The following is a 24573-nucleotide window of genomic DNA, read 5'->3' as shown; positions in this document are numbered from 1 at the left end:
GACGTTTCAACACCAGATCTCGAGGAGAGGGAGTTCATCATGAAGTTCAGGACAAGGTTTCCGTTCGCGGCCGTGGCCGTCGGCGCACTGCTGCTGACCGGTTGCGCGACCACCGACATGCAGATGGGCAGCCAGTCGGCCAAGACCATGGCCACGGGCAGCGCCGCGGGTTCCGCCACCGCCGGCGAAAGCAGCCAGCTCGAGCGCTGCGAATCGCCGCTGGGCACCGTCTCGCTGATCGAGAACGTGAATGCCGGCTGGTACACCATCCTCACCGGCGAGTACCGCCTGCCGCCCACGGCCAACCTGCTGCGCCTCTTGGTGCAGCAGTCGAACTGCTTCGTGGTGGTGGAGCGCGGCGCGGCCGGCATGAACGCGATGACGCGCGAGCGCGCGCTCATGCAGTCGGGCGAAATGCGCGGCGGCAGCAACTTCGGCCGCGGCCAGATGGTGGCGTCCGACTACGGCCTGTCGCCCGAGATCGTGTTCAGCAACAGCGATGCCGGCGGCATCGGCGGCGCGCTGGGCGGGCTGGTCGGCGGCGGCCGGGGCCGCGCGCTGGCCACCATCGGCGGCAACATGCAGACCAAGGAAGCCAGCGCGCTGCTGACGCTCATCGACAACCGCTCGGGCGTGCAGGTCGCGGCTTCGGAAGGCAGCGCCTCCAAGACCGATTTCGGCGCCTTCGGTGCACTGGCCGGCCGCAGTGCCGGCGGCGGCCTCGGCGGCTACACCAACACGGCGCAAGGCAAGGTGATTGCCGCGGCCTTCATGGACGCGTTCAACCAGATGGTCCGTTCGCTGCGCAGCTACAAGGCGCAGACGGTGCGCGGCCAGGGCCTGGGCGGCGGCGGCCGGCTCGGCGTGGATGGCGGCGCGGCACCGTCGCAGACCTACGTGCCGGCCGAGCAGCCGGCGCCCGCACGCCGCCGCAGGTAAGGCAAGGCGTTCGGCCAGCGGCAAAAAAGCCCGGGGCTCTTGCGAGCCGCCGGGCTTTTTCATGGGCGTGCTTCCGAAAGGATCAGAGCGCGAAGATCTTTCCGGGATTCATGATGTTCTTCGGGTCGAGCGCGCGCTTGATCGTGCGCATCATGTCGATCGCACCCACGCCAGCTTCCGTCACCAGGAAGTCCATCTTGTGCAGCCCCACGCCGTGCTCGCCGGTGCAGGTGCCCTCGAGCGCCAGTGCGCGGCTCACGAGCGAATGGTTCAGTTCCTCGGCCTTCACGCGCTCTTCGGGGATGTTCGGGTCGAGCAGGTAGCCGAAGTGGAAATTGCCGTCGCCCACGTGGCCGACCAGGAAGTAGGGGATGCCGCTGGCATCGGCTTCGGCCACGGAGTCGAGCAGGCAGTCGGCCAGGCGCGAGATCGGCACGCAGGTGTCGGTCGAGATCACGCGGCAGCCGGGGCGCGACTGCACAGCCGCAAAGTAGGCGTTGTGCCGCGCGGTCCACAGGCGTGTGCGCTCTTCCGGCGTGCTGGCCCATTCGAAGGCGTTGCCGCCATGGCCGCTCGCGAGCTCCTGCACCGTCTCGGCCTGCTCCTTCACGCCGGCCGGCGAGCCGTGGAATTCCATCAGCAGCATCGGCTCTTCGCGCAGGTCGAGCTTGGCGTAGGTGTTGACCATGCGCACCGTGTTCACGTCGATCAGCTCCACGCGCGCAATCGGCACGCCGAGCTGGATGGTCTCGATGGTGGTGCGCACCGCGGCCTCGATGCTCGGGAACGAGCAGATCGCGGCCGACACCGCCTCGGGCAGCGGGTAGATGCGCAGCGTGACTTCGGTGACCACGCCCAGCGTGCCCTCGCTGCCCACCATGAGGCGCGTGAGGTCGTAGCCGGCCGACGACTTCTTCGCGCGCGTGCCGGTGCGGATCACGTCGCCGCTGGCCGTGACCACTTCGAGCGCCAGCACGTTCTCGCGCATGGTGCCGTAGCGCACCGCGTTCGTGCCGCTCGCGCGCGTGGCGGTCATGCCGCCGATGGAAGCGTCCGCACCCGGATCGATGGGAAAGAACAGGCCCGTGCTCTTGATCTCGTCATTGAGCTGCTTGCGCGTGACGCCGGGCTGCACGGTCACGGTGAGGTCGTCGGCATTGACCGACAGTACGCGGTTCATGCGCGAGACGTCGATGCTGATGCCGCCCTGCACCGCCAGCAGGTGGCCTTCGAGCGACGAGCCCACGCCAAAGGGAATGACCGGCACGCTGTGCTCGCTTGCGAGCTTCACCGCGTCGGCCACGTCCTGCGTGCTTTCGGCAAACACCACGGCCGAGGGGGGCGGCGCATCGAACGAGGACTCGTCGCGGCCATGCTGGGTGCGCACGGCCATGGCCGTGGAACAGTTGCTGCCGAAGCGCGCTTTCAGGCCCTCGATCAGGCTGTCGGGCACATTGCGCAGATGAAGCTCCGGCAGCAGGTGCGAGGTTGGGGTCGGGGCGTTCATCGGGCGTCTCCTGGGCGTGAAAGGGGGGCGGGGCTCTGTCCGGCCATTTTACGGAGCGCGCACCATAATGCGCTTCGGAAAAAGCCATGAACCCCACGACCCTCGCAGCGCTTGCCGCATTTCCTTCGCAGCTCGAAGCCCACTACGCGGCCATTCCCCATGCCTTCCGGCACTGGGCGCCGCCCTCGTGGGAGGGTGTGCCCAGCGAGGCCTTCACGGCCATCGAGCAGCTCTGCCATGTGCGCGACATCGAGGTGGAGGGTTATCACGTGCGCTTTCGCCGCACGCTGGAAGAAAGCCATCCGACGCTGGCCTCGATCGACAGCGAGCCGCTCGCCATTGCGCGTGCCTATGGCATGGCCGACGCGGAAAAGGTGCTCGCTGAATTCCGCATTGCGCGTGCCCGGACCATGGACATCGTCTCGAACCTGACGGACGTGCAACTTGCGCGCACGGCGGTGTTCGAAGGCTATGGGGCACTCACGATGCGCAGCCTTGTCCACTACCTCTGCAGCCACGACCAGCAGCATCTGGCGGGCCTGCAATGGCTGGCCCGCAAGATCGATGCGTCGAAGGCCGCGGCCGCCGCATAAACCAGGAGCACCCATCATGGGCAACCGACTCTCGCAGATCGCCACCCGCACCGGCGACGACGGCACCACCGGCCTCGGCGACAACACCCGCGTGCCCAAGGACCACCTGCGCGTGCACGCGATGGGCGACGTGGACGAGCTCAACTCGCAGATCGGCCTCTTGCTGTGCGAGCCCATGCCGGAGCCCGTGCGCGAACTGCTGGTCGACGTGCAGCACCAGCTCTTCAACCTGGGCGGCGAGCTTTCGATGCCGGGTTACACGCTGCTGAAGGCCGATGCGCTGCTGCAGCTGGACAACGCGCTGGCCGAGCACAACGCCGCCTTGCCGCGCCTGGCCGAATTCATCCTGCCCGCGGGCACGCGCGCGGCCTCGCTCGCGCATGTGTGCCGCACGGTGGCACGGCGGGCCGAACGCGCCGTGGTGGCGCTCGGCGCAACGGCCGAACTCAACGATGCACTGCGCCAATATCTCAACCGGCTCAGCGACCTGCTCTTCGTGCTCGCGCGCGTGCTCAACCGGATGAACGGCGGCGACGACGTCTACTGGAAGAGCGAACGCATGGCGCGCGCCGCGGCGGCGGCGGATGCAGCCGAGCCCATCGACGAAGAAGGAAGTCCATCATGACGATAAAGAAAACACCCGCCCATGGATTCGCGCTGGCCGCGGCAAGCGCCGCGCTCCTGCTGCTGTCCGCCGCCACCGTTCACGCGCAGAGCGCCGACAACCCGCCCAGGGCGCAGCCGGCGCACACGCTCAAGCCGCCGCCGCGTGACAGCAAGGTCGTGAACAGCGTGCAGCGCGGCACCAACGCCGCCGGCCGCGGCATCGACCGCGCCGAGAACGCGACGCGGCGCGGCGTCAACAACGTTTCGGAAAAAGCCAGCCGGCCGGTGCGCCGGGTCGGCGAAGCCTTCGGACGCAAGCTCGCGCCGGGTTCGAGCGGGCGCACTGCGCCGCCGCCTGTGGGGCCGCAGGGTAGCGCGCCTTGATGTGAGCGCTTTGTTCGTGTGAGCGCTTTGTTCGGGGCGCGCTCCCGCCGACGGGATACCTTGCTCCGCGAATGTCCTCCGGCCTGCGGCCTCCCCCTTGATTTCGCTGCGCAAGGCACCCCATCAGCGGGAGCGTTGGACAGAGCATTGGTTGATCAGCGATGCACCACGAGCGTGCCCTGGTGCCCAGGGCATCGGGTGCTCCCCGCAGCGAAATCAAGGAGGAGGCCGCAGGCCGGGGGACATTCGCGGAGGGGAGTACCCGGTGGCCTGGGCACGCGCCCTGAACAAGAACGCGAACAAAAGCCGCAACACACAGACCACCAGAAAATGGCAAGAAACATAGAGATCAAGGCCCGCATCGACAGCGTCGAACGCGTGGCACTCATCGCCGCAAAGCTCGCCGATTCAGGCCCGATCGAAATCGCGCAGGACGACACTTTCTTCCGCTGCGACAACAACGCCGACCGCCTCAAGCTGCGCACCTTCGCGCCCGACCGCGCCGAGCTGATCTTCTATCGCCGCGCCAACAGCAGCGGCCCGAAGGAATCGTTCTACCTGATCTCGCCCACCACCACGCCCGACGCGCTGCGCGAATCGCTCACGCTCGCCTGGGGCCAGGCCGGGCGCGTGCGCAAGCAGCGAAGGCTCTTCATCGTGGGCCGCACGCGCGTGCACCTCGACCGCGTGGAGGGCCTGGGCGAATTTCTCGAACTCGAGGTGGTGCTGAAAGATGGCGAGCCCGCCGAGGTTGGCACGGCCGAAGCGCATGCGCTCATGGCGCAGCTGGGCATTGCGTCCGAGCAGCTCGTGCAGGGTGCCTACGTCGACCTGCTGCAGGCAGCCTGAGCCTTGCCGTCAGCGCCAGCCTGCGGCCTTGAGCTGGTCGGCGAGCTGCTGCGCAATGCGCGCATAGCCTTCGGCATTGGCATGGATGCGGTCGGAGCGCAGCGATGCGTCCGACAGCACGCTCGAATACACATTGGGCACGAGCAGCGCCTGCCCCGACTTCGCCACCTCCTCGTAGAACAGTGCATCGCTCAGCGAGCCGACGACCGCGCGCATCGCGTCGGGCGAGGGCGTGGCCAGCAGCGCCACGTAGGGTGTGTGTGCGCGCGCCTGGCTCACGAGAGCCGCGAGGTTCTCGCGCGTGGCCGCGGGCGGCACGCCGCGCAGCATGTCGTTGCCGCCGATGCCGATCAATACCGCGTCGTAGCTGCCGGCAGCCAGCAGCGGCGCGAGGCGCTCCAGCGCGCCGGCCGAGGTGTCGCCATTGAGGCCCGCGTTCTCGATCTGCCAACCGGTGAGCTCGCCCAGCTTCACGGGCCAGGCGGCTTCGGGCGGCGCGCCGTAGCCGAAAGTCAGGCTGTCGCCCAGCGCGAGCACGCGGGCATCGGATTTCAGCGCGGCGGCGGAGGGCTTGCGCTTGCCGCAGGCGGCCACAAGGGCGGCTGCGGGCACGCCGGCCAATAGGTGGAGGAGGTGACGTCGCTTCATGCTGCGCGCCGCCTCAGTCAGGACGCTTGAAGAAGCGGTACAGGCCCGCAACCAGCATGACCGCGCCCAGCAGGGCCATGGCGGTCTGGCCGCCTTGGTAGCCGCCGATGCCGGCCGGCGGGCCCGACATGAGCCACCTCAGGAGCATGCCGCCGCCCCACACGATGCCGATGGCGCCAATGATCTTGTCACGCATGTTGATGATGGCGCCTCCACGCCGGCGATGGTTGGGAGGCCCATTGTCGCCAGGGTCGGACAGCACGCCGCCCGGATACCTGCACTTACCTGATTTCACCTGACCGCGACCTGATGCGTGCGGGGCAGACACAAGCGCCGCTGACAATGGACTCGTCATCAACACGAAGGAGTTCCAGATGATCATCAAGTCAAAGAGCATGGCCGTCGCTGCTGCGGCGCTCGCGATGTGCATGGCAGCGGGGAGCGCCTTCGCGCAAGGCCGCGGCCATGACGGCGACCACGACAACCGCGGCAACGGCCGCTACGAACAGCAGCACCGCGACTTCGACCGGCACGACGATCGCCGCGGCGACCGCTATGGCCGCGAGGACTATCGCCCCGGCCGCCAGTTCGATCGCCGCGGCTATCCGCAGCCGCACGCGGAATGGCGCCGCGGCGGGCGCGTGCCCAGCGAATACCGCGGCCGCAACTACGTGGTGAACGACTGGCGCAGCTATCGCCTGCAGCAGCCGCCGCGCGGCTACCAGTGGGTGGGCGTGGGCGGCGACTACGTGCTCGCGGCCATTGCGACCGGCGTGATCGCGCAGATCATCGTGGGCAGCCAGTAACCCGCCGGGCGCGGGACTCTCAGGCCACCACCGTGGGCAGCGACTGGGCGCAGACGTTGCGCCCGGTGATGGTGAGCCGCAGGCCGCCGCCGTGCCATTCGAGCCAGTTCAGGCTCACGTAGGCCTCGATGTCGCTGTCGTCGATGCGGTCCGCCTGGCGGCTCTGCAGCAGTTCCACCGTGGCGGGCAACGCCCGCCTCAGCCGCTCTCGCCGTTCGGCGGCGTCGGCGGCCTTCAGGGCGGCCCTTGTTTTCTGTTGCTGCTGCGGGGTCGATGCCATTGCTGATCCGTTCCGGGAAGCCAAGGAATTAACCCGAATGTACGCCCCCTTTGTGAAGCAGCGCGCATCTTTCTAAAACCTGTTGCAGCGGGCGCCGAAGGCGTTGCGCGCGCACTAGATTTCGTAGTGCGATCCCTTCGCTTCATCGCCCAGAGCCTTTTCGACGACCGCGCGCGTGAGCGTGGGTGCGAACGATTCGATGAAGGCGTAGACGTACTTGCGCAGGTAGTTGCCGCGCCGCACCGCGAGCTTGGTCATGTTGATGCCGAAGAGCCGGCCCGCATCGAGCGCGCGCAGCTGCGTGTCGCGCTCCGTCTCGTAGGCCACGCCGGCCACGATGCCCACGCCCATGCCCAGCTGCACGTAGGTCTTGATCACGTCGGCGTCCATCGCGGCCAGCACGATGTTGGGCGCGAGCCCGCGCTGTGCAAAGGCCTCGTCGATGCGCGAGCGCCCGGTGAAGCCGGTGTCGTAGGTGATCAGCGGATGGCGCGTGAGCGCCTCGAGCGTCAGCGGCGCATCGAGCAGCGCATGGCCCGGCGGCACGATCACCGAATGCGTCCAGCGGTAGCAGGGCAGGGCCACCAGCTGGGGATAGTCGCCCAGCGCCTCCGTGGCAATGCCCACGTCGGCCTCGCCGTCGATCAGCATCTGCGCGATCTGCTTGGGCGAGCCCTGGTGCAGGTGCAGCTTCACGTTGGGAAACTGCGCGCGGAATTCCTGCACCGCCACCGGCATCGCATAGCGCGCCTGCGAATGCGTGGCCGCCACCGAGAGCAGGCCGCTTTGCTGCGCGACGAACTCCTGCCCGGCATGGCGCAGGTTGCTGCTTTCCAGCAGCATGCGCTCGATGATCGGCAGCACGTGGCCGCCCGGCTCGGTGAGTCCGGTGAGGCGCTTGCCGGCGCGCACGAAGAGCTCGATGCCGAGCTCTTCCTCCAGCTCGCGGATCTGCCGGCTCACGCCCGGCTGGGACGTGTGGAGGGTATGGGCGACTTCGGTCAGGTTGAAGCCGCAACGAACGGCCTCGCGTACCGAGCGCAGTTGTTGGAAGTTCATCTGGCGCGGAAGAAGATCGGGAGGAGGAAAAGGCACGGGCCCGCAGCGGGCCGAGCGGCGATTCTCGGCACAAGTGCTTATGCGGGGAACGATGCGTTTGTTGGTTTCACATGAGAAAAACATCTGTGCGGGCCTTCCGCCAATGCCGCAACGGGTGAATTTGCAATTTCGCACGACTGTGCTAAAGTGGCCCGCATGGACGCCAAGACCCAGAAAAGCGAACTCACCCGCGCCGCCATCGTCGGCGCGGCGATGGACCTTGCGCTGGCCGAAGGCCTGGAGGCCATCACGCTGCAGGCCGTGGCCAGCCGCCTGGCGCTCTCCAAGAGCGGCGTGTTCTCGCGCGTGGGTTCGCGCGAGGCGCTGCAGAAGGCCGTGATCGAGGAATACGGCCGCCGCTTCCTGGCCGACGTGTTCGTGCCGGCCATGCAAAAGCCCAAGGGCCTTGCGCGGCTCGACGACATCGTCGGGCGCTGGATTGCCCGCACCCGCGACATCGAGGCCGAAACCGGCTGCATCTACATGGCGGGCGCCTTCGAATACGACGACCGCGAAGGCGAACTGCGCGACCTGCTGTTCGGCGAGATCACGCGCTGGCGCGCCGCGCTGCGCCGCACGGTGCTCCAGGCGGTGGAAACCGGCGAGCTGCGGGCCGACACCGACCCGGCGCAGCTGGTCAGCGAATTGAACGGCCTCATCATGGGCCTGCTGCACGACGCGCGCTTCCTGCGCGACCCCCAGGCCGCCGATCGCGCCACGCAGACCTGGCAGCGGCTTCTTTCGAGCTACCGCGCCTGAGCCACGGCACAGGCCATTCCGTTTTCGTCTTTCTTTGTACTGATTTCGCACGATCGTGCGATAAAAAGGAGAAGCACCATGCTGATCATTGCCCTCTGCCTTGCCGTCTATGTGGGCGCCATCGGCGCCGACGCCACCCGCGATGCGCTGCGCAGCCTGCCGCGCAGCAACGAGGACTGGGTCTGGTACTGAACGCAGGAGCCCATGGCATGACGAGCACCACCACCTCCGCGGCCACGCACGCCGCGCAGTCCAACTACTACCGCCCGGGCCGGCTGATGCGCGCCTTGCGCTTCGGCCTGACCGCCTCGCAGCGCCTGTGGCCCGCGCTGGGCGTGCGCGCGGCCTACCGCGTGTTCGGCACGCCGCTGCCGCCCAAGTGGCTCTACCGCGGCCAGGGGCCGGGCGCGGCGTGGCGGCGCGAGGCCTGGGCCTTCGAAGACGCCGGCCTCGGCCTCTATCACCTGGCTGCGCAGGACTTCGGTGCGGAATCGGCGCCCGTCGTGCTGCTGGTGCACGGCTGGGGCGGGCATGCAGGGCAGATGCTGGCACTCGCGCAGGCGCTGGCTGATGCGGGCCTGCGGCCGGTGCTGCTCGAACTGCCGGCCCATGGCCGCAGCGCGGGCACCATGAGCAACTCGCCGCAGTTCGCGCGGGCCATTGCGTACGTGGTTGCCAGGCTGGCGGCCGACGGCCATGCGCTGCGCGCGGTGGCCGCCCATTCGCTGGGCGCCAACGGGCTGGCGCTGGCGGCCGCGCAGGGCCTGCAGGCCCTGCGGCTGGTGCTGCTCGCGCCGCCAGCCTCGCCACGCGAATACACGCGCTACTTCGCGCACACCTTCGGCCTCAGCGAAGCGACGCGCCTGGCCATGCAGCGGCGGTTCGAGGCGCGCGAAGGCGTCCTGATGGCGCAGCTGGAGCCGGCGGCCGTCGGTCCGCGCATCGCGCAGCCGACGCTGATCGTGCATGACCACGACGACCGCGTGAACCGCTTTGCCGATGCCGAGGCCTACAGGGACGCGATCAAGGGAGCGCGGCTGGTGGCCACGCAGGGACTGGGGCACCGCCGCATCCTCAAGGAGGAGGACGTGGTCCGCCAGGTGGTGCGCTTCGTGGCGCAGCCCTGAGCGGCGCGGACGGCAAGCACGGGCGGGCGGTGCTGCCCGCCGCACGTTCTTTTTTCTTCAGCGCGCCGGCGAGGGTGCCGGGTCGGGCAGCTCGATCTTGATGTCGAGCACTTCGAGGTCGTCCTGCTTCTCCAGGTGAACCTTGATGTCGTCGGCATTGATCTTCACGTACTTGGAGATCACCGCCATCAGCTCGCGCTGCAGGTCGGGCAGGTAGTCGGGGCGCTTCTTGCCGCTGAGGCTGGACCGCTCGTGCGCGAGGATGATCTGCAGCCGCTCCTTGGCGACGCTGGCCGTCTTCTTCTTTTCGCCGAGCAGGAACGAGAAAAAGGACATGGCCTACTTGCCTCCGAAAATTCGCTTGAAGAAGCCCGGCTTTTCGGCGTCGACGAAGCGCATCGGGCGGTCTTCGCCCAGGAAGCGCGCGACCACGTCGCTGTAGGCCTTGGCCACGTCGGTATCCTTGTCGTGGATTGCGGGCACGCCCTGGTTGGACGCCTGCAGCACGCTTTCCGACTCGGGAATGACGCCGATCAGCTTGATGCGCAGGATGTCCTGGATGTCTTCCAGCGAGAGCATCTGGCCGCCGGCCACGCGGTTGGGGTTGTAGCGGGTGATCAGCAGGTGCTCCTTGATGGGGTCGCCGCCTTCCTTCGCCCGCTTGGTCTTGCTGCTGAGCATGCCCAGGATGCGGTCGGAGTCGCGCACCGAGGATACCTCGGGGTTGGTCACCACGAGCGCCTCGTCGGCAAAGTGCATGGCCATCATCGCGCCGGTCTCGATGCCGGCGGGCGAATCGCAGACGATGTAGTCGAAGTCCATGGCGGCCAGGTCGGCCAGCACCTTTTCGACGCCTTCCTGCGTGAGCGCTTCCTTGTCGCGCGTCTGCGAGGCCGCGAGCACGAACAGGTTGTCGCACTGCTTGTCCTTGATGAGCGCCTGGCTCAGGTTGGCCTCGCCCTGGATCACGTTGATGAGGTCGTACACCACGCGGCGTTCGCAGCCCATGATGAGGTCGAGGTTGCGCAGGCCCACGTCGAAGTCGATCACCGCCGTCTTCTTGCCCGCGAGCGCGAGGCCCGACGCGAAGCTGGCGCTCGTCGTGGTCTTGCCGACGCCGCCCTTGCCTGAGGTCACCACCACAATTTTGGCCATGGCCATTCCTTCTTGTTTCAATTCGGTTGTTGTTGGTCGGATGTGCCTCGGCACATCAGATCGGATCGATCACCAGCTTCTTGCCATCCAGGCGTATCTGGGCCGGCTTGCCGAGCACCGGGTCGGGCAGCGGCACCTCGTTGGTGCGATAGATGCCCGCAATGGCCACGAGCTGCGCTTCCATGCAGGTCGAGAAGATGCGCGCCTCGGTGTTGCCGCGCGCGCCGGCAATGGCCTTGCCCCGCAGCGGCGCGTAGACGTGCACGTTGCCGTCGGCAATGACCTCGGCGCCGAAGCTCACCACGGCGGTCACCACCACGTCGCCGCCGCGGGCGTAGACCTGCTGGCCCGAACGCAGCGGCTTGTCGATCAGCAGCGTGCCGTTGGCCGGCACCGGCACTTCGCGCACGATCTGCGGTGCTTCGCTGGCGGGCGCCGGCGAAGCGGCTGGCGGCGCCGGTGAGCGCGGCGCGGGCGCCACCGGCATGGCCGTGAGCGACAGGCCGGCGGCGCGCGCCGCGGCATTCTGGGCGTTGTTGCCCCCGCGCACCGCAATCGGCTGCGTCTGGTGGCGCGCCAGCAGGCCGCGCAGCGCCGCGAAGTCGAGCGCCGGGGATTCCTCGCCGCTTTCCTCGTCCGGCTGAAGCTGCGAGAGGTCGATGACCACCGGCTCCTGCTCGAAGAAATCGGGCGAATCGGCCAGCTGCGCGTCGAGGGCCTCGGCCAGCACGGCCAGGTCGGCCGTCTTGAGGATCACTGCGATCAGCGGCAGCGTGGCGCTCTTGAATTCGAAAACCGCCTTGGTGCGCGCGGCGGAGACATCGGCCATTGGAAAACGTCGGTGCGAAAAGCGTTGAAGTCTAACGGGCGCGGGCTTCCGGCCAGTGAACGGGGCCCGCTTCAATCACCCCGCAGAACATTTATTGCACGAGGTTTCACTTTTAAAAGGCTCAGGCGTTGCGCGATCTGCCGAGCAGTGCGTAAAGAATGATCGCGCCGAAAGTCGCGGTGCCGATGCCGCCCAATGCGAAATCGCCGAACTTCAGCGTGAAGTCGCCGGTGCCGATGATCAGCGTGATGGCGGCCACGATCAGGTTCTTGTTCTGCGAGAAGTCGACCTTGTTGTCGACCCAGATCTTGGCGCCCGCAATGGCGATCAAGCCGAACACCACGATGCTCACGCCGCCCATCACCGGCAGCGGAATCGCCTGGATCAGCGCGCCGAACTTGGGGCTGAAGCCCAGCACCAGCGCAATGAGCGCGGCCACCACGAACACCGCCGTCGAGTAGATGCGCGTGGCCGCCATCACGCCGATGTTCTCGGCATAGGTGGTCACGCCGGTGCCGCCCGAGGCGCCGCTCACCACCGTGGCAATGCCGTCGCCGATGAAGGCGCGGCCGATGTAGGGGTCGAGGTTGCGCCCCGTCATGGCCGTGACCGCCTTCAGGTGGCCGAGGTTCTCGGCCACCAGGATGATGGCCACGGGGGCGATCAGCAGCATGGCGTTGGTGGTGAACACCGGCGCGGTGAAGGTGGGCATGCCGAACCAGGCCGCATTGGCAATGCCGGACAGGTCGACCGGCTTGCCCATGCCCAAGAGGTTGGTCAGCAGCGCATAGACCGCAGTAGCCAGGATGAGCCCGACCAGGATCAGCAGGCGCTGCAGCATGCCGCGCGTGAACACCGCCACCAGCCCCACGCAGAGAAAGGTGACGGCCTGCATCCACGAGTCGAAATTGCTGGCCGCCATGTTCTTGATCGGCACGCCCGCCAGGTTGAGCCCGATCACCGCCACCACGGCGCCCGTGACCACCGGCGGCATGAAGCGCTCGATCCAGCCGGTGCCGATCGCCTGCACGAGGGCGCCGATCAGGATGTAGACCACCCCGCAGGCCACGATGCCGCCCAGCGCCACCGCGATGTTGGCGTTGGGCCCCTTGCCCGCGTAGCCGCTGGCCGCGATCACCACGCCGATGAACGCGAAGCTCGAGCCCAGGTAGCTGGGCACCTTGCCGCCCGTCACCAGGAAGAAGATCAGCGTGCCGATGCCGCTCATCAGGATGGCGATGTTGGGGCTGAAGCCCATGAGGATGGGCGCCAGCACCGTGGCGCCGAACATCGCGATCACGTGCTGCACGCCCATCGCGCCGGTCTGCAGCCAGGGCAGGCGTTCGTCGGGCGCGACCACGCGGCCCTCGGTGGCGGCGACTTCGCGCCAGCTGAACAGGTTGCTCATGAGTGGTTATCTCCTCGGTAGTTATTGATGTTCCTGGGGCTTCTCTCGGCCCGCTGCCGCCCGCGTGCCGGGCGGATTTTCTTCTCTTCTCCTGGCTAGCGCGGCGGCAGCACCGCCATTGTGATGCGCGAGACGCAGGTCAATTCGCCCGCGTCGTTCGTCATGTCGATCTGCCACACCTGCGTGGTGCGCCCGCGGTGCACCGGCCGCGCGGTGCCCGTGACCCAGCCGCTCGTGGCGGAGCGGATGTGGTTGGCGTTGATGTCCAGCCCCACGGCCCGGTCGCCCTCGGGGGCCGAGTAGTGCGCGCCGCAGGAGCCCAGTGTCTCGGCCAGCACCACCGAGACGCCGCCATGCAGGATGCCGTAGGGCTGGCGGGTGCGTTCGTCCACCGGCACGCGGGCGCGGATGAAGTCGTCGCCCACCTCCAGGAACTCCATGCCCAGCGTGGACACGGCGGTGCCGATGTGGTTGCGGGTCAGTTCCTCGACAGAGATGTCTTTTTTCCAGATACGCATTCGGTTTCTCCAGTGCAGGGTTTGGGAAACTATAGCGACGGGGGCTGACAACGGCAGTCGCCTTTGCGTGCTAAGTTGGCGCGATGAAACGCCCCCTTCGCCGTTGGCTCATCGGCATTGCCGCGGTCCTGCTGCTGGGCACCGGCGCGCTGCTGTGGGTGGCGAGCACCCACCTGCCCAGCGACGAGGAAGTGGCCGCGCGCATCGCCGAGGGTTTCGAGAAGCGCTTCGGCGTCGGCCTGAAGATCGGCGGCGCGCACTGGGCGCTGTGGCCCAGCCCCGTGCTGGTGCTGTCCGACCTGGCCACCGAGCAGCCGCGCCCTGTCACGCTGCGCCGCATCACGGTCCAGCTCAAGCTCAGGGAGCTGCTGCGGCGGGTCGTCGCCATCGACGAGGTCGAGATCGAGAGCCTGGTGCTGCCGCGCGAGTCGGTGCGCGCAATCCGCGGCGGCAGCCCCAAGCCGAAGGAGGACGGGCGCATCGTCGCGCTGCCCGCGCCCTGGACGCTGGCGCCGGTTCCGCTCGAAAAGCTGCGCTGGCGCGACCTGGTCTGGATCGACCGGCGCAACATGGCGCTGGCCTACGACGGCGAAATCACTTTCGACGCCGGCTGGCGCCCGCGCCAGGCGCGCATCGAGCGCGCCGGCGCCTCGCCGCCCGCCCGGCTGCGCCTGGACCGCGCCGCCGGCCAGGACCGGTGGCGCACCCGCATCGACATTGGCGGCGGCACGGCGAACGGCGTGGCCTGGTTCGAGACCCTGCCGCCGAACGACCTGCTGCGCGTGTCGGCCGAACTCGAGCCGCGGCAGGTGGACATCGAGGGCATGCTGCAGGCCTTCGGCCGGCGCAGCGCCGTGGCCGGCAAGGCCTCGGGCCAATCGATGCTGGTGGCCGAGGCCGAAGAGGTAGGTGCGCTCTTGCGCAGCCTGCGCACCCGCACCACCTTCTCGGTCCAGCCCGCCACGCTCACGCGGCTGGACCTGGCCAAGGCCGTGACCACCGCCGGCATCAGCCGCGGCGGCACCACGCCGCTGGACGAGCTCACCGGCGTGCTCGACACGCAGGGCACCGATGACGGGGTCGTGATGCGCTACACCGGGCTCAAGGCGCGCTCGGGCGTGCTCACCGCGAGCGGCCGCCTGCGGCTCTTCAACCGCAAGCTGGACGGCGAGATCGCGGTCGACCTCATCGACGGCGTGGTGGGCATGCCGCTCAAGATCGGCGGGACCATGAGCGAGCCGGAGGTCTCGCTGACCGGCGGCGCGCTGGCCGGCGCGGCGGTCGGCACCGCGGTGCTGCCGGGCGTGGGCACGGCCCTCGGCGCGCGCGCGGGGCAGCAGTTGGAAAAGCTCTTCGGCGCGGAAGAGCCGGTGAAGAAGAAGCCGGCGCCGGCAGCCCGCAAGGGGGCGCGGGCTTCGCCTTGAGGCGACTGGCTCGCTCAGTCGCGCAGCCGGATGACCTGCAGGTCGTGATGCGCGCCGGCATGCAGCCGCGCCACCTCGGCCGCGCGCCGCGTGAGCACCGCGCGCTGGTTGATGTAGCCCTTGTCGGTGATCTCGCCCGCGTCCAGGCTCGGCGGCTCGGCGAGCACCAACGCGCGCGTGGGGCACTTCGAGGAACCCGCGCCTTCGCTGCGCAGCGTGCGCAGCACTTCGGCGATGCGTGCTTGCAGCGCCTGCGGCGCGAGCGAGGCGGCCTGCGGGCTCGCGAACACCAGCATGCCGATCTCGTCGCGGTCATGGCCGGTGAGCACCACGTCCTGCACATGCGGCGCCAGCATCGAGACCAGCTTCACGCGCAGCGTGCCCACCGAGACCCAGGTGCCGCTCGAGAGCTTGAAGTCCTCGGCCACGCGGCCATTGAAGATCACGCCCTGCGAGGGCTCGGCGGGGTTGGCGAGAAAGCCGGCATCGCCGATGCGGTAGTAGCCCTCATCGTCGAAGGCTTCGGCCGTTTCGCGCGGTGCGTGGCGGTAGCCCGGGAACACAGAGACGCCCTTGACGCGCATCTCGAGCTTCTGGCCGTTGGGCACGAACTTGAGTTCGAGCCCCGGCAGCGGCGCGCCGATGCAGCCCGCGCCATCGAGCTTCCAGTGCGCCGAGGTGATGGCCGGCGAGGTCTCCGTGGCGCCCCAGGAGGTGGTGAGCCACAGCGGCCGCTCGGGCCGCACGCGCTGGGCCACGGCTTCGAGCCGCTGCCAGCTCGAGGGCGCGAGCGCCGCGGCCGCATAGAAGGCCAGCCGCAGCCGCGAGAGCACTTCGCGCGCGAGCGCATCGTCGGCTTCGAGAAAAGGCAGCAGCATGTCGAAGCCGCGCGGCACGTTGAACAGCAGCGTGGGCTTCACCTCGCGCAGGTTGCGCACGGTCTTCTCGATCAGGCCCGGCGCGGGCCGGCCCTCGTCGATGTAGAGCGCGCCGCCATGGGCGAGCACCATGTGCAGGTTGTGGTTGCCGCCGAAGGTGTGACTCCAGGGCAGCCAGTCGACCAGCACCGGCTTCTCGTATTCGAGGAAGCGCCAAGTCTGCGCCATCATCTGCTGGTTGGCGCAGAGCATGCGGTGCGTGTTGATCACCACCTTGGGCTTGCCGGTGGAGCCCGAGGTCAGCAGGTACTTGGCGTGGGTGTCGGGCAGGATGGCTTCGTAGGCCTGCATCACGGCCGGCGTCTCGCTCGCCTGCAGCAGTTGCGCAAAGGGCAGGGCGCCCGCATGCGCATCGGCGTTGCGGCTGAACACCGCGGGCGCCTCGACGCCGCAGCCCGCGAGCGCGCCGCCGTAGACCTTGGCATCCGAGGCGTAGATCAGCGCCGGCTGCAGCGCCTGCAGCATGCCGTGCAGCCGCGACGGATCCTTGGCCATGCGCGAATACGCGCTCGACAGCGAGCAGGCGGTGCGGCCGATATGCATGGCCGCGAGCATCAGCACCGCGTGGTCGATCGCGTTGTCCGAGAGGATCACGATGGGCTTGTCGGCCGGCAGCTTCAGGTCGAGCAGCGCCTGCGCGACGGCACCCACGGCTTGGCGCAGCGCGCGGTAGTCGAGCTTGCGCCAGCCTTCGCCGCTGTCGTCGCGTTCCGCGAAGGCCAGCGCCTCGGGCGTCTCGCGCGCCCAGCGCTCCAGCCATTCGCCGATGCAGCGCGCATAGGGCTTGAGCGCCATCGGCGAACGCAGCGCGAAGGAGCCGTCGTCGAAGTCGATGCGCACGGTGCGCGGCGGGGCGATCTGGCTGGGGTCCAAAAGGAAGTGGTCGTCGTTCATTTCAATCGAGTCTGCCGGTGTCGGCCTTGGCGCGAATCAGGTCTAACAGCAGCATGTCGCGCGCAACCTCGAGCTCGGCCACGCGCCGGGCGCCCAGTTCTGCGGCCACGCCCTCGGCTACCTTCTGCTTGAGTTCTTCCGTCATCGACGGCGCGCCCAGGTCCTTCCACCAGTCCTCGATCGGTCCGCCCAGGTGCGCGAGCACATGTTCGATGCCGCCCGCGCCGCCCGAAAGATGCAGGTTCATGAACGGCCCCATCACCGCCCAGCGCAGGCCGGGGCCGTGCGCAATGGCGGTGTCGATGTCGGCCACGCTCGCCACGCCCTCGTCGACCAGGTGGAAGGCCTCGCGCCAGAGCGCGGCCTGCAGCCGGTTCGCGATGTGGCCCTTGACCTCGCGCTTCACATGGATCGGCCGCTTGCCGATGGCGGCGTAGAAGGCCATCGCGCGTTCGATGGCCTGAGCCGAGGTGCGCTCGCCGCCGACCACCTCCACCAGCGGGATCAGGTGCGGCGGGTTGAAGGGATGGCCCAGCACCACGCGTTCCGGATGCTTGCATTCGGCCTGCACCGCGCTGATCGCGAGCCCCGAGGAGCTCGACGCCAGGATCGCGTGGGCCGGCGCGGCCTCGTCCATGCGCCGGAACAGGCCGGTCTTGAAATCCAGCCGCTCGGGGCCGCTTTCCTGGACGAAGTCGGCCTGCGCCACCGCGTCTTCGAGCCGCGCATGAAAGCGCAGCCGCCCGGGCGAGGCGCTGGTCGCCAGGCCGAAGCGCTCCAGCGTGGGCCAGTGCGCGGCCACGGCCGCGTGCAGCCGCGCCTCGGCATCGAGCGAGGGGTCGGTGGCCTCCACGTCGAGGCCGCGCGCGAGGAAGTAGGCGGCCCAGCTGGCGCCGATGACGCCGGTGGCAACCACCGCGACGCGTTGAGGAGTCGGTTCCATCTGCATCCCCTCAGGAGTCGGCCGTGAAGCCGATCTTCCTGACCAGCGGGCCCCAGCGCTCGGCCTCGGCGCGCTGCGAGCGCGCCATCTCCTCGGCGGTGGAGCCCTGGGCGATCAGGCCGACCACGGCCAGGCTGTCGGTCACCACCTTTTCCTTGATGGCCGCGTTGATCGCCGCATTGGCCGTTGCCACCACGCTGGCCGGCGTCCGGGCCGGCGCGTAGAAGCCGAACCATTCCTCGGTGGTCAGCTCGGCGAAGCCCTGCTCGGCAAAGGTCGGCACCTCGGGCGAGAAGGGCGAGCGGGCCTTGCCCGAGGTGGCGAGCAGCCGCAGCTTGCCGGCCTTGTGGTTGGGAATGAAGTCGCCGCTGGGCGTGACCATGGCGGCGATCTGTCCGCCCACCACGTCGGTCACGCCCGGAATGGAGCCGCGGTAGGGCACGTGCTTGAGATCGACCCCGTGGTTGAGGCCGAGCAGCGCGCCGATGAAGTGCGGCGTCGAGCCGGCCGCCGGCGAGCCGTAGCTGGCCTGGTTCGGGTTGGCCTTGGCCCAGGCGAGGAAGTCCTTCACCGTGCGCACCTCGGGCGGCACCAGCGGGCCGACCGCGAGGCCGTGGTGCATGACGGCGGCGATCGACACCGGCGCGAAATCCTTGGCCGGGTCGTAGCTGAGCTTGCTGTAGATGTGCGGATAGATCGAGGTGCACGAGAAGGGCGACAGCGCCAGCACGCTGCCGTCGGCCGACGCGCTCCTGAGGGTTTCCAGCGCGATGCGCCCGCCGGCGCCCGGCTTGTTCTCGACCACGGCCGCGTTGCGGCAGTAGGCCGAGCCCGCGAGCTTTTCGCCCACGCGGCGCGCCACGCTGTCGCCGGCACTGCCGGCCGGGAAGCCGTAGTAGATCTTGACCTGCTCGAGCGCCTGGGCCAGCGCGGCCAGCGGCGAGAGGGCGCCCAGCGCAGTGGCTGCGCCGAGCGTGTGGAGGAAGTGGCGGCGGGTGTCCATGCGATGTCTCCTTGGGTTGTTCTTCAGCGCGGCGCGAACTCGGGGCGCGGGCCGCCTCTGCGCGGCAGGCCCATCATCTGCCTGGCTTCGGCCGGCGTGGCCACGTCCATGTCGAGTTCATGGATGACGCGCACGATACGTTCGGTGAGCTGCACGTTGGTGGCCAGCTCGCCATGGCGGAAGTAGAGGTTGTCTTCCAGCCCCACGCGCGCATGGCCGCCCAGCAGCAGCGCCGCCACATTGGCTTCCAGCTGCGAGGGGCCGATGCCGCTCACGCCGAAGATGCTGCCGCGCGGCAGGGTGTCGACCATCATCTGCAGGAAGCGCGGCGAATACGGCATCGCGTTCTGGAAGTTGCGGTGCACGTTCATCACCAGGTTGATGAAGTAGGGCTCGTCGTCATGGCCTTCCTCGATCAGCGTGGTGGTGTCCTGCAGGATGTGCGTGGGGCTGAACACCTCCCACTCGGGCTTGATGCCGCGCGCCTTCATGCCGGCGGCGAGCTCGCGGCCGCGGGTGATGGGCGTGTCCATCAGGATCTGCCTGCCCTCGAAGCTCAGGTTGAGCGTGGTGGCGTCGAGCGTGCACATCTCGGCGCCCGCGTCCATGCCCTTGATGCGCTCTTTCCAGGCGATCTCCCAGCGGTCGCCGGCCAGCGGCTTCACCATGTCGCCATGCACGCCGCCGCCGGTGGAGTTGTTGATGACGATGTCGCAGCCGGCGTTGCGGATGCGGCTGTTGATGTCGCGGTACACGTCGGCGCTGCAGGTGGCGCCGTCGTCGGGGCGGCGCGCATGGATGGCGGCCACGCTCGCGCCGGCGTTCCAGCAGCGCAGCACGTCGGCCGCGATCTCGTCGGGCTGGGTGGGAAGGTGGGGGTTCTGCGACTTGTGCGCCATGCCGCCGGTGGGGGCGATGGTCACGATCACTTTGCGCTTGGACGACGACATGCTCCGGGTCTCCTGGGTGTCTTCTTGCATGAGGGGCGCGCTATTATTTTTGGCGGCGCAGGCACACTCAGTCATTGCGACGACATTTGGGCTCAGGGTTTACGCACCCGGGCCTCAGGAGCTTTCATTTCATGGCCACGACGAAGCCGGCCTTCAAGGCGGCATCGCTGACGATTCCCCAGTTGCTGCAGCGCTCGGCCTGGTATCCGCTGCTCGACGAAGCGGCGCGCGAGCGCGTGCTCGACGAGATCCGCGAGGTCGACGTGGCGGCCGGCGCCGCGCTGTGCCGGCGCGGCGACACGCCGCTGCACTGGTACGGCACGCTCGAAGGCTTGCTCAAGTGGTCGATCACCTCGAGCGACGGCCGCTCGGTGACCTTCGGCGGGCTGTCGGTCGGCAGCTGGTTCGGCGAAGGCACGCTGCTGCGCGGCGCTCCGCGCTCGGCCGACGTCATTGCGCTGCGGTCCAGCCGCGTGGCCCAGTTGCCGCTGGAGACTTTCGAGTGGCTGCACCGCACGCAGCGCGGCTTCGATCATTTCCTGCTGCAGCAGCTCAACGAGCGGCTGCACTGGTTCATGGGCAACTACGCGGCGCACCGGCTGCTCGACGCCGACGGCCAGGTGGCCCGTGCGCTGGCGGGGCTGTTCCATCCGTGGCTGTATCCGGGCAGCGAGCTGCACCTGCAGACCTCGCAGGAGGAGATCGCCAATCTTTCGGGCGTGTCGCGGCAGCGGTGCAATGCGGCGCTGAACCGGCTGAAGGAAGCGGGCTTTCTTCGCATCGAATACGGCGGCATCACCGTGATCGATCTCGAAGGGTTGCGGCGCTTCATCAGCGAATGAATGACTCGCTCCCTCTCCCCGTGGGGAGAGGGGACAACACGGGTCAGCGCGTGTGATACGACGGCGCGCGCTCGTACACCGGCGTGTCGATGCCTTCCATGCGCGCCTTCAGCTGCAGCGCCAGGAACTGCGAGTAGTGGCGCGACTGGTGCAGGTTGCCGCCGTGGAACCAGAGGTGCTCGACCTGCGTGGGCTTCCACATGTTGCGCAGCTCGCCCTCCCACGGGCCCGGGTCCTTCGGCGTGCCGGAGCCCAGGCCCCAGCACTTGCCGACCTTGTCGGCGATCTCGGGCGAGATCAGGTCGGCCAGCCAGCCGTTCATGGAGCCGTAGCCGGTGGCGTACACCAGCAGGTCAGCCGGCAGCTCGGTGCCGTCGGTCAGCGTGACCGAGCGCTCGTTCACCCGCTCGATGTTCACGCCGCTTTTCAGGTGGATGCTGCCGTTGGCCACCAGCTCGGAGGCGCCCACGTCGATGTAGTAGCCCGAGCCGCGCCGCAGGTACTTCATGAAGAGTCCCGAGCCGTCGACACCGAAGTCCAGCAGGAAGCCCGCCTTCTCGAGCCGCGCGTACAGGTCGGCATCGCGCTTCTTCATCTCCTCGTACACCGGGATGTGGAAGGTGTGCATGATCCTGTAGGGCACCGAGGCGAAGATCAGGTCGCCCTTGTGGTGGTCGATGCCGTTCTTCACGGCCTGCTCGGAGTAGAGCCCGCCCAGTGCCAGCTCCATCAGCGACTGCGACGGCGCGATGTGCGTGGACGAGCGCTGGACCATCGTCACGTCGGCGCCGTGCTCCCACAGCGCCGCGCAGATGTCGTGCGCCGAGTTGTTCGAGCCCAGCACCACGCACTTCTTGCCGGCATAGGCCTCGGGCCCGGGGTGCTGGCTCGAATGGTGCTGGTCGCCCTTGAAGTTCTCTGCGCCCGCGATCTTCGGCACGTTCGGGTAGCCCGAGACGCCGAGCGCGAACACAAGCTGCCTCGGCCGCAGCACCACCGGCTTGCCTTCGCGCTCGACCGTCACTTCCCAGCGCTGCGCGGCCTCGTCGAAGCGGGCCTTCCTCGCGTGGGTGGAGCTCCAGTAGTTGAGCTCCATGATCTTGGTGTACATCTCGAGCCAATCGCCGATCTTGTCCTTGGGCGCGAACACCGGCCAGTCGTCGGGAAAGGGCATGTAGGGCAGGTGGTCGTACCAGACCGGGTCGTGCAGGCACAGCGACTTGTAGCGCTTGCGCCAGGAGTCGCCGGCCTTCGCGTTGCGCTCCACGATGATGGTCGGCACGCCCAGCCGGCGCAGCCGCGCGCCCAGCGCGATGCCGCCCTGGCCGCCGCCGATGATCACTACCTCGGGCTGCTCGGTGTAGCCGAGCGCGGCCTCTTCGTCGCGGCGCTTCTCGAGCCAGTTCTTGCGGCCCTTGTGCACGCCGTGCTCCGCGCCCTTGATGCGGTTCTCGCCCGTCTTTTCCTCGAAGCCCTTGAGCTCGGTCATGGTGGTGAGCAGCGTCCAGGCCTTGCCGCCACGCAGCCGAAGGTGGCCGCGGCCGCGCGCCACGCGCGTCTCGAAAGTGAACCAGGCATCGACCACGCCGTCGGCCTCGGTCGCCTCGCCCTCCAGCGCAAAGGCCGCGGGCTGCGTGTCGGCCAGCCGCGCCTGCAGCATCGCGCGGATGGCATCGGCGCCTTCCTGCGTGCGGATGTTCCAGGTGAAGGCGACGAGGTCGCGCCAGTAGCTGTCGGCCTCGAACAGCGAGACGGCCGCATCGGCGTCGCCGCGCGCGAGGGCGGCGGCAAAGTCGGCGAGCCAGGTGGCGGCGGCCCGGTTGGGACCGGTGGTCGGGTCTGTCATTGCATGTCTCCGTGTGTCGTTGAACGAATCGAATCGAATCGCGGCGCGGCAAGGCGCACGCAGGATTCATGGCGCAGCTTTCGTGCCGCGTGGCACGGGACGAAGAATCAACGGCTTGGCCGCGGTTTTGTCGCACACCCGCGCCCGTCGCATGTCGCATGCGACGGCATTGCGACAGTTGTCGCACCTCTGGCCTGGCGGCCTTACATCCGCTGCGGCGGCGCGATGCCGTGCCGCTTCATGTGCCGGTACACGGTGGCGCGGCACACGCCGAGCTCGGCGGCCGCGCGCGCCACGTGCCAGCGATGGCGCTGGAGCAGGGCGCGCAGCTCGTCCGCGCCCTCGAGGCCGCCGTCGCCAGCACCGGCTTCGGCGCTCGCGGGAGCTGAAGGCACGGCGGCCGCCGCGGCAGAATCGGAAGGCGCGGGCAGCTGGAGGTCCTGCGCGCCCACCGTGCCATCCGCACACAGCGCAAGCGCCAGCCGCAGCACGTTGCGCAGCTCGCGCAGGTTGCCGGGCCACGCATGGGCCAGCAGCCGCTGCAATGCCGCGTCGGACAGCCGCGCACCAGGGCGCATCGCCGCCGCCTCTTCATTGAACATCGCCTCGATCAGGTAGCGCCGGTCACCCCGCGCGCGCAGCGGCGGCAGCTTGAGCACCGCGCCGCACAGGCGGTAGTACAGGTCTTCGCGGAAGCGCCCGGCCGCGACCAGCGCCGACAGGTTGCGGTGCGTGGCCGCCACCACGGCAAGGTCCACGCGCTGCGGCGACTCCGCCCCCAGCGGCAGCACCTCGCCTTCGGACAGCACGCGCAAGAGCCGCGTCTGCAGCGCCATCGGCATGTCGCCGATCTCGTCGAGGAACAGCGTGCCGCGGTCGGCCTGCGCGATCAGCCCCTTCATGCCCTTGGCACGGCCGCCGGTGAAGCTGCCGGGCGTGTAGCCGAAGAGCTCGCTCTCGATCAGCGAATCGGGAATGGCCGCGCAGTTCACCGCCACGAAGGGCATGGCCGCGCGGCGGCTCGCGCCGTGCATGGCGCGCGCCAGCACTTCCTTGCCGCTGCCGGTCTCGCCTTCGACCAGCACATGGATGCCGCGGTCCACCAGACGCTGCGCCTGCGCGAGAAGCTGCTGCATGGCCGGATCGTCGCCGGCGATGCGCGCGAGCGGCGGCAGGCGGTCGGAGGGACGGGCAATGTCCGGCGCGGGCGCCGCCGCCCGCCGCACGCGCGGCGCCAGCAGCGAGGCGTGGTATTCGCCGCCGCCCGGCAGCAGCACCGTGTGCGCGAAAGGCATGGCCGATGCGCCGCCGTTGCCCAGGCGCCAGATCGCATCCATCGGTATGTGCAGCAGCTGCGACACCTCGCGGCCCAGCGGGTTTTCGGCCAGGGCCTGCCGCGCGCCGCTGTTGGCGCCGACCACCGTGCCGCCCTCGTCGAAGGCCAGCATCAGCTCGCCGGCCACGTCGACCAGCCCGTAGGCCGTGCCCAGCCGCAGGATCCAGTGGCCGCGGAAGCTGCGCAGGAAATCGGCGTCCTCGATCATCCGCGCGTAGATCGACACCAGGTGCCGCACCAGGTGCTGGCTCTCCCGGGCCTCGGGCGAGCGCAGCGCCGAGACGTCGAGGATGGCCGTGAGCCTGCCGCTGTGGTCGAACAGCGGCGCCGTCGTGCAGGTCAGCGCGATGTGCGTGGCATCGAAGTGCTCGGTCTGGTGGCAGGTCATCGGCTGGCGCTCGATCAGGCAGGTGCCCACGCCGCAGGTGCCCGCATGGGCTTCGTTCCAGTCGGCGCCCAGGTAGAGGCCGGCGCGGCGCAGCTGGTCGTCCCAGGCCGGGTTGCCGATGTAGTCGACCGTGATGCCTTCGGCGTCGGTCAGCAGCACCATGTAGCCGAGGTCCGCCACGCGGCGGTAGATGTCTTCCATGCCGGCGCGCGCCGCGCGCAAAAAATGCTCCAGCTGCTGCTGGTGCGCGCGCACCTCCTGCGCCGGCAGGATGCGCGCGGGGCTCGGCTTCGTCGGATCGAGCCCATGCTCGCGCACGCAGCGCGCCCACGACTTGTGGACCAGGCTCGCCGCCGGATCGGCCAGCGCCGTGCCGGTGGCGATGGAGTAGACGTTGTCGATGTGACGCGATTGCAGGGAAGTCATGCTCAACCTTGCGGTGCGCACGGCCCCCGCGGGGATCCATGGGGCGTGCAGCCGCACATCATTCGGCGGCCGCATGG

The 24573-nt window shown here is 68.8% G+C and carries 26 protein-coding genes; 10 read left to right on the top strand and 16 right to left on the bottom strand.

The window, feature by feature from the left end; translation table 11 throughout:
• Positions 1 to 39: 39 nt before the first annotated feature.
• Positions 40 to 939 (top strand): CsgG/HfaB family protein, encoded by a 900-nt coding sequence (locus VPA02S_RS12020; RefSeq protein WP_012745216.1) that lies wholly within the window; start codon positions 40 to 42, stop codon positions 937 to 939.
• An 82-nt stretch (positions 940 to 1021) separates the two neighbouring features.
• Here VPA02S_RS12020 and VPA02S_RS12015 read toward each other — a convergent pair whose 3' ends face one another.
• Positions 1022 to 2446 carry an FAD-binding oxidoreductase gene (locus VPA02S_RS12015; protein WP_012745217.1) on the bottom strand — a complete coding sequence of 475 codons (1425 nt, stop codon included), beginning with the start codon at positions 2444 to 2446 and terminating at the stop codon, positions 1022 to 1024.
• Between the two features lie 86 nt (positions 2447 to 2532).
• Here VPA02S_RS12015 and VPA02S_RS12010 point away from each other — a divergent pair, with 86 nt between their 5' ends.
• From VPA02S_RS12010 to VPA02S_RS11995, 4 genes are all read left to right on the top strand, one after another.
• A complete protein-coding gene (locus VPA02S_RS12010) occupies positions 2533 to 3039 on the top strand; it encodes a DinB family protein (protein ID WP_012745218.1) in 507 nt (168 codons plus the stop codon).
• A 16-nt stretch (positions 3040 to 3055) separates the two neighbouring features.
• Complete coding sequence (locus VPA02S_RS12005) at positions 3056 to 3664, top strand: cob(I)yrinic acid a,c-diamide adenosyltransferase (RefSeq protein WP_012745219.1); 609 nt, start codon at positions 3056 to 3058, stop codon at positions 3662 to 3664.
• Positions 3661 to 4029: a hypothetical protein gene (locus tag VPA02S_RS12000; RefSeq protein WP_012745220.1), complete on the top strand. Its 369-nt coding sequence runs from the start codon at positions 3661 to 3663 to the stop codon at positions 4027 to 4029. Before VPA02S_RS12005 ends, VPA02S_RS12000 begins: the two co-directional genes overlap by 4 nt.
• 330 nt (positions 4030 to 4359) lie before the next feature.
• Positions 4360 to 4878, top strand: coding sequence for a class IV adenylate cyclase (locus tag VPA02S_RS11995; RefSeq protein ID WP_012745221.1), 519 nt, complete (start codon positions 4360 to 4362; stop codon positions 4876 to 4878).
• Positions 4879 to 4887: 9 nt separating this feature from the next.
• Here the strand turns inward: VPA02S_RS11995 and VPA02S_RS11990 are convergent, their stop codons facing one another.
• Positions 4888 to 5526, bottom strand: a complete 639-nt coding sequence (locus VPA02S_RS11990; RefSeq protein WP_012745222.1) for a GDSL-type esterase/lipase family protein — start codon at positions 5524 to 5526, stop codon at positions 4888 to 4890.
• A gap of 13 nt (positions 5527 to 5539) precedes the next feature.
• On the bottom strand, positions 5540 to 5722 hold the full coding sequence (locus VPA02S_RS11985) for a hypothetical protein (RefSeq protein ID WP_012745223.1): 183 nt from the start codon (positions 5720 to 5722) through the stop codon (positions 5540 to 5542).
• A 178-nt stretch (positions 5723 to 5900) separates the two neighbouring features.
• Between VPA02S_RS11985 and VPA02S_RS11980 the strand changes: the two genes are divergently transcribed.
• On the top strand, positions 5901 to 6332 hold the full coding sequence (locus tag VPA02S_RS11980) for an RcnB family protein (protein ID WP_012745224.1): 432 nt from the start codon (positions 5901 to 5903) through the stop codon (positions 6330 to 6332).
• Positions 6333 to 6351: 19 nt separating this feature from the next.
• Here the strand turns inward: VPA02S_RS11980 and VPA02S_RS11975 are convergent, their stop codons facing one another.
• Both VPA02S_RS11975 and VPA02S_RS11970 read right to left on the bottom strand, forming a co-directional pair.
• Positions 6352 to 6612 carry a hypothetical protein gene (locus VPA02S_RS11975; RefSeq protein WP_012745225.1) on the bottom strand — a complete coding sequence of 87 codons (261 nt, stop codon included), beginning with the start codon at positions 6610 to 6612 and terminating at the stop codon, positions 6352 to 6354.
• 114 nt (positions 6613 to 6726) lie between these two features.
• Entirely contained in the window at positions 6727 to 7671 is a 945-nt protein-coding gene (locus VPA02S_RS11970; RefSeq protein WP_012745226.1) for a CysB family HTH-type transcriptional regulator, read from the bottom strand.
• Positions 7672 to 7866: 195 nt separating this feature from the next.
• Between VPA02S_RS11970 and VPA02S_RS11965 the strand changes: the two genes are divergently transcribed.
• The gene (locus VPA02S_RS11965) at positions 7867 to 8469 is read left to right on the top strand and encodes a TetR/AcrR family transcriptional regulator (protein ID WP_012745227.1); all 603 of its coding nucleotides are present in this window, start codon (positions 7867 to 7869) and stop codon (positions 8467 to 8469) included.
• A gap of 209 nt (positions 8470 to 8678) precedes the next feature.
• Positions 8679 to 9596 carry an alpha/beta fold hydrolase gene (locus VPA02S_RS11960; protein WP_012745229.1) on the top strand — a complete coding sequence of 306 codons (918 nt, stop codon included), beginning with the start codon at positions 8679 to 8681 and terminating at the stop codon, positions 9594 to 9596.
• 57 nt (positions 9597 to 9653) lie between these two features.
• Here the strand turns inward: VPA02S_RS11960 and minE are convergent, their stop codons facing one another.
• The 5 genes from minE to VPA02S_RS11935 all read right to left on the bottom strand — a co-directional run bounded on the left by minE (position 9654) and on the right by VPA02S_RS11935 (position 13506).
• Positions 9654 to 9932 carry a cell division topological specificity factor MinE gene (minE, locus tag VPA02S_RS11955; protein WP_012745230.1) on the bottom strand — a complete coding sequence of 93 codons (279 nt, stop codon included), beginning with the start codon at positions 9930 to 9932 and terminating at the stop codon, positions 9654 to 9656.
• A 3-nt stretch (positions 9933 to 9935) separates the two neighbouring features.
• On the bottom strand, positions 9936 to 10751 hold the full coding sequence (minD, locus tag VPA02S_RS11950; protein ID WP_012745231.1) for a septum site-determining protein MinD: 816 nt from the start codon (positions 10749 to 10751) through the stop codon (positions 9936 to 9938).
• A gap of 55 nt (positions 10752 to 10806) precedes the next feature.
• Positions 10807 to 11580, bottom strand: coding sequence for a septum site-determining protein MinC (gene minC, locus VPA02S_RS11945; RefSeq protein ID WP_012745232.1), 774 nt, complete (start codon positions 11578 to 11580; stop codon positions 10807 to 10809).
• A 121-nt stretch (positions 11581 to 11701) separates the two neighbouring features.
• Positions 11702 to 12988: a solute carrier family 23 protein gene (locus tag VPA02S_RS11940; protein WP_062363854.1), complete on the bottom strand. Its 1287-nt coding sequence runs from the start codon at positions 12986 to 12988 to the stop codon at positions 11702 to 11704.
• 95 nt (positions 12989 to 13083) lie between these two features.
• On the bottom strand, positions 13084 to 13506 hold the full coding sequence (locus VPA02S_RS11935) for a hotdog fold thioesterase (protein WP_012745234.1): 423 nt from the start codon (positions 13504 to 13506) through the stop codon (positions 13084 to 13086).
• Between the two features lie 83 nt (positions 13507 to 13589).
• On the opposite strand from VPA02S_RS11935, the gene VPA02S_RS11930 reads away from it, so the two are divergent.
• Positions 13590 to 14930 (top strand): AsmA family protein, encoded by a 1341-nt coding sequence (locus tag VPA02S_RS11930; RefSeq protein ID WP_012745235.1) that lies wholly within the window; start codon positions 13590 to 13592, stop codon positions 14928 to 14930.
• Between the two features lie 14 nt (positions 14931 to 14944).
• On the opposite strand, the gene VPA02S_RS11925 is transcribed toward VPA02S_RS11930, so the two are convergent.
• From VPA02S_RS11925 to VPA02S_RS11910, 4 genes are read right to left on the bottom strand one after another with little or no spacing between them, the layout of a single operon-like run.
• A complete protein-coding gene (locus tag VPA02S_RS11925; protein ID WP_012745236.1) occupies positions 14945 to 16762 on the bottom strand; it encodes a feruloyl-CoA synthase in 1818 nt (605 codons plus the stop codon).
• Position 16763: 1 nt separating this feature from the next.
• The gene (locus VPA02S_RS11920; protein WP_012745237.1) at positions 16764 to 17705 is read right to left on the bottom strand and encodes a 3-hydroxyacyl-CoA dehydrogenase NAD-binding domain-containing protein; all 942 of its coding nucleotides are present in this window, start codon (positions 17703 to 17705) and stop codon (positions 16764 to 16766) included.
• A gap of 10 nt (positions 17706 to 17715) precedes the next feature.
• The gene (locus VPA02S_RS11915) at positions 17716 to 18708 is read right to left on the bottom strand and encodes a Bug family tripartite tricarboxylate transporter substrate binding protein (protein WP_012745238.1); all 993 of its coding nucleotides are present in this window, start codon (positions 18706 to 18708) and stop codon (positions 17716 to 17718) included.
• 23 nt (positions 18709 to 18731) lie between these two features.
• Positions 18732 to 19658 (bottom strand): beta-keto acid cleavage family enzyme, encoded by a 927-nt coding sequence (locus VPA02S_RS11910; RefSeq protein WP_012745239.1) that lies wholly within the window; start codon positions 19656 to 19658, stop codon positions 18732 to 18734.
• Between the two features lie 131 nt (positions 19659 to 19789).
• Between VPA02S_RS11910 and VPA02S_RS11905 the strand changes: the two genes are divergently transcribed.
• The gene (locus VPA02S_RS11905; protein WP_012745240.1) at positions 19790 to 20500 is read left to right on the top strand and encodes a Crp/Fnr family transcriptional regulator; all 711 of its coding nucleotides are present in this window, start codon (positions 19790 to 19792) and stop codon (positions 20498 to 20500) included.
• 43 nt (positions 20501 to 20543) lie between these two features.
• Here the strand turns inward: VPA02S_RS11905 and VPA02S_RS11900 are convergent, their stop codons facing one another.
• Positions 20544 to 22346, bottom strand: coding sequence for an NAD(P)/FAD-dependent oxidoreductase (locus VPA02S_RS11900; RefSeq protein ID WP_012745241.1), 1803 nt, complete (start codon positions 22344 to 22346; stop codon positions 20544 to 20546).
• Positions 22347 to 22549: 203 nt separating this feature from the next.
• The gene (locus VPA02S_RS11895) at positions 22550 to 24496 is read right to left on the bottom strand and encodes a sigma-54-dependent Fis family transcriptional regulator (protein WP_012745242.1); all 1947 of its coding nucleotides are present in this window, start codon (positions 24494 to 24496) and stop codon (positions 22550 to 22552) included.
• Positions 24497 to 24573: the final 77 nt, after the last annotated feature.

This window comes from Variovorax paradoxus NBRC 15149 (assembly GCF_001591365.1).
Classification (GTDB): Bacteria; Pseudomonadota; Gammaproteobacteria; order Burkholderiales; family Burkholderiaceae_C; genus Variovorax; species Variovorax paradoxus.
Note: the sequence above shows the minus strand (reverse complement) of the source record. Positions and strands in the feature narration are given on the sequence as shown.

Coding starts and splice junctions, on each gene's coding strand:
- VPA02S_RS11975 (WP_012745225.1), bottom strand. CDS start 6,612: ATGGCATCGACCCCGCAGCAGCAACAGAAAACAAGGGCCGCCCTGAAG.
- VPA02S_RS11920 (WP_012745237.1), bottom strand. CDS start 17,705: ATGGAACCGACTCCTCAACGCGTCGCGGTGGTTGCCACCGGCGTCATC.
- VPA02S_RS12015 (WP_012745217.1), bottom strand. CDS start 2,446: ATGAACGCCCCGACCCCAACCTCGCACCTGCTGCCGGAGCTTCATCTG.
- VPA02S_RS11960 (WP_012745229.1), top strand. CDS start 8,679: ATGACGAGCACCACCACCTCCGCGGCCACGCACGCCGCGCAGTCCAAC.
- VPA02S_RS12020 (WP_012745216.1), top strand. CDS start 40: ATGAAGTTCAGGACAAGGTTTCCGTTCGCGGCCGTGGCCGTCGGCGCA.
- VPA02S_RS12010 (WP_012745218.1), top strand. CDS start 2,533: ATGAACCCCACGACCCTCGCAGCGCTTGCCGCATTTCCTTCGCAGCTC.
- VPA02S_RS12000 (WP_012745220.1), top strand. CDS start 3,661: ATGACGATAAAGAAAACACCCGCCCATGGATTCGCGCTGGCCGCGGCA.
- minE (WP_012745230.1), bottom strand. CDS start 9,932: ATGTCCTTTTTCTCGTTCCTGCTCGGCGAAAAGAAGAAGACGGCCAGC.
- VPA02S_RS11980 (WP_012745224.1), top strand. CDS start 5,901: ATGATCATCAAGTCAAAGAGCATGGCCGTCGCTGCTGCGGCGCTCGCG.
- VPA02S_RS11900 (WP_012745241.1), bottom strand. CDS start 22,346: ATGACAGACCCGACCACCGGTCCCAACCGGGCCGCCGCCACCTGGCTC.
- VPA02S_RS11930 (WP_012745235.1), top strand. CDS start 13,590: ATGAAACGCCCCCTTCGCCGTTGGCTCATCGGCATTGCCGCGGTCCTG.
- VPA02S_RS11990 (WP_012745222.1), bottom strand. CDS start 5,526: ATGAAGCGACGTCACCTCCTCCACCTATTGGCCGGCGTGCCCGCAGCC.
- VPA02S_RS11895 (WP_012745242.1), bottom strand. CDS start 24,496: ATGACTTCCCTGCAATCGCGTCACATCGACAACGTCTACTCCATCGCC.
- minD (WP_012745231.1), bottom strand. CDS start 10,751: ATGGCCAAAATTGTGGTGGTGACCTCAGGCAAGGGCGGCGTCGGCAAG.
- minC (WP_012745232.1), bottom strand. CDS start 11,580: ATGGCCGATGTCTCCGCCGCGCGCACCAAGGCGGTTTTCGAATTCAAG.
- VPA02S_RS11910 (WP_012745239.1), bottom strand. CDS start 19,658: ATGTCGTCGTCCAAGCGCAAAGTGATCGTGACCATCGCCCCCACCGGC.
- VPA02S_RS11965 (WP_012745227.1), top strand. CDS start 7,867: ATGGACGCCAAGACCCAGAAAAGCGAACTCACCCGCGCCGCCATCGTC.
- VPA02S_RS11940 (WP_062363854.1), bottom strand. CDS start 12,988: ATGAGCAACCTGTTCAGCTGGCGCGAAGTCGCCGCCACCGAGGGCCGC.
- VPA02S_RS11925 (WP_012745236.1), bottom strand. CDS start 16,762: ATGAACGACGACCACTTCCTTTTGGACCCCAGCCAGATCGCCCCGCCG.
- VPA02S_RS11935 (WP_012745234.1), bottom strand. CDS start 13,506: ATGCGTATCTGGAAAAAAGACATCTCTGTCGAGGAACTGACCCGCAAC.
- VPA02S_RS11985 (WP_012745223.1), bottom strand. CDS start 5,722: ATGCGTGACAAGATCATTGGCGCCATCGGCATCGTGTGGGGCGGCGGC.
- VPA02S_RS11915 (WP_012745238.1), bottom strand. CDS start 18,708: ATGGACACCCGCCGCCACTTCCTCCACACGCTCGGCGCAGCCACTGCG.
- VPA02S_RS11970 (WP_012745226.1), bottom strand. CDS start 7,671: ATGAACTTCCAACAACTGCGCTCGGTACGCGAGGCCGTTCGTTGCGGC.
- VPA02S_RS11995 (WP_012745221.1), top strand. CDS start 4,360: ATGGCAAGAAACATAGAGATCAAGGCCCGCATCGACAGCGTCGAACGC.
- VPA02S_RS12005 (WP_012745219.1), top strand. CDS start 3,056: ATGGGCAACCGACTCTCGCAGATCGCCACCCGCACCGGCGACGACGGC.
- VPA02S_RS11905 (WP_012745240.1), top strand. CDS start 19,790: ATGGCCACGACGAAGCCGGCCTTCAAGGCGGCATCGCTGACGATTCCC.